This window comes from Burkholderia sp. AU30198, from assembly GCF_020419825.1.
Lineage (GTDB): Bacteria > Pseudomonadota > Gammaproteobacteria > Burkholderiales > Burkholderiaceae > Burkholderia.
In genome coordinates this window covers 1-1,954 of sequence record NZ_JAIZSA010000050.1, presented here as the reverse complement: position 1 = coordinate 1,954, position 1,954 = coordinate 1, and the positions used below count along the sequence as shown (strand labels likewise).

At 64.3% G+C, this 1,954-nt stretch carries 1 protein-coding gene; it reads right to left on the bottom strand.

Annotation, left to right across the window (positions count from 1 at the left end):
- Positions 1-1,954: beta strand repeat-containing protein (locus LGN19_RS39425; RefSeq protein WP_413227278.1), on the bottom strand; the 1,954-nt coding region annotated here is incomplete at both ends.

Here is a 1,954-nt window from a genome sequence, read left to right as displayed (position 1 = left end):
CCGTTCAGTTGCCCGACGTTCACCGCGTCGGTATTCGCAACACCGGCCGCGACGTTGTGCAGCGTCGTACCGTTCGTACCGGCAAACGTCACCGAGTCGAATCCGCTCTTGCCGTCGTACTTCACGTTGCGGGCGTCGGCCGCCTGCAGGTTGGTGATGTTGGTGGTCGCCGTGCTCAGCGATGTGTTGATGCCGGTGACGTTGCTCTGCAGGTTCGTGATGTTCGACGCTGCCGTCGAGATCGACGACTGCAGCGGCGCGACGGCGCCCGTCAGCTGACCGACGTTGACCGCGTCGGTGTTGGCCACGCCGGCCGCGACGTTGCCGATGCGCTGCGGGCCCTTGCCGCCGTGGCTTGCATCGTAAGTGCCAAGGTTCGCGTTCCACTGAAGCGCGTCCTGCTGGAGCGCGGCGATATTGCCCGTATTCGTCGTCACCTGGTTGCCGAGCGTCGTCACGTTGTTGCTCACGGTCGTGATCGACTGATTCAGCGTGTCGGTCGCCTTGCCGAGCTGGCCGACATTCACGGCATCGCTTGCGACAACGCCGTCCGCCACGTTGTGAACGCCGACCGGCGACTGTGCCCCCTTGCCGCCGAGCGTCACGCCACTGTGTGCGTCATCGTCGTACTGCACGGCGTTTTTCGTCGCGTTGCCGATCTGGTTGTTGACCGACGTGCTCAGGTTGCCCAGCGTCGTGCTGATGTTGTTCGTCACGCTCGTGCTGAGCGACGACAAGCCACCGTTCAGCTGCCCGACGTTCACCGCGTCGGTGTTCGCGACACCGGCTGCGACGTTGTGCAGCGTCGTGCCGTTCGTACCGGCGAACGTCACCGAGTCGAATCCGCTCTGACCGTCGTACTTTACGTTGCGGGCGTCGGCTGCTTGCAGGTTGGTGATATTGGTGGTCGCCGTGCTCAGCGACGTATTGATGCCGGTGACGCTGGTCTGCAGGTTCGTGATGTTCGACGACGCCGTCGAAATCGACGATTGCAGCGGTGCGACGGTGCCCGTCAGCTGACCGACGTTGACCGCGTCGGTGTTGGCTACGCCGGCCGCGACGTTGCCGATACGCTGCGGGCCGTTGCCGCCGTGGCTTGCATCATAGGTGCCGAGGTTCGCGTTCCACTGAAGCGCGTCCTGCTGGAGCGCCGCGATGTTGCCCGTATTCGTCGTCACCTGGTTGCCGACGTTCGTAATCGACTGATTCAGCGTGTCGGTCGCCTTGCCGAGCTGGCCGACGTTCACGGCGTCGCTCGCGGCAACGCCGTCCGCCACGTTGTGCATGCCGACCGGCGACTGTGCACCCTTGCCGCCCAGCGTGACACCGCTGTGTGCGTCATCGTCGTACTGCACGGCATTCTTCGTCGCGTTGCCGATCTGGTTCGTGACCGACGTGCTCAGGTTGCCGAGCGTCGTGCTGAGGTTGTTCGTCACGCTCGTGCTGAGCGACGACAGGCCGCCGTTCAGCTGCCCGACGTTCACCGCGTCGGTATTCGCAACACCGGCCGCGACGTTGTGCAGCGTCGTACCGTTCGTGCCGGCGAACGTCACCGAGTCGAATCCGCTCTTGCCGTCGTACTTCACGTTGCGGGCGTCGGCTGCCTGCAGGTCGCTGATATTGGTGGTCGCCGTGCTCAGCGATGTGTTGATGCCGGTGACGCTGGTCTGCAGGTTCGTGATGTTCGACGCTGCCGTCGAAATCGACGTCTGCAGCGGTGCGACGGTGCCCGTCAGCTGACCCACGTTGACCGCGTCGGTATTGGCCACGCCGGCCGCGACGTTGCCGATGCGCTGCGGACCATTGCCGCCGTGACTCGCATCGTAGGTGCCGAGGTTCGCGTTCCACTGAAGCGCGTCCTGCTGGAGTGCCGCGATGTTGCCCGTATTCGTCGTCACCTGGTTGCCGAGCGTCGTCACGTTGTTGCTCACGGTCGTGATCGACTGATTCAGCG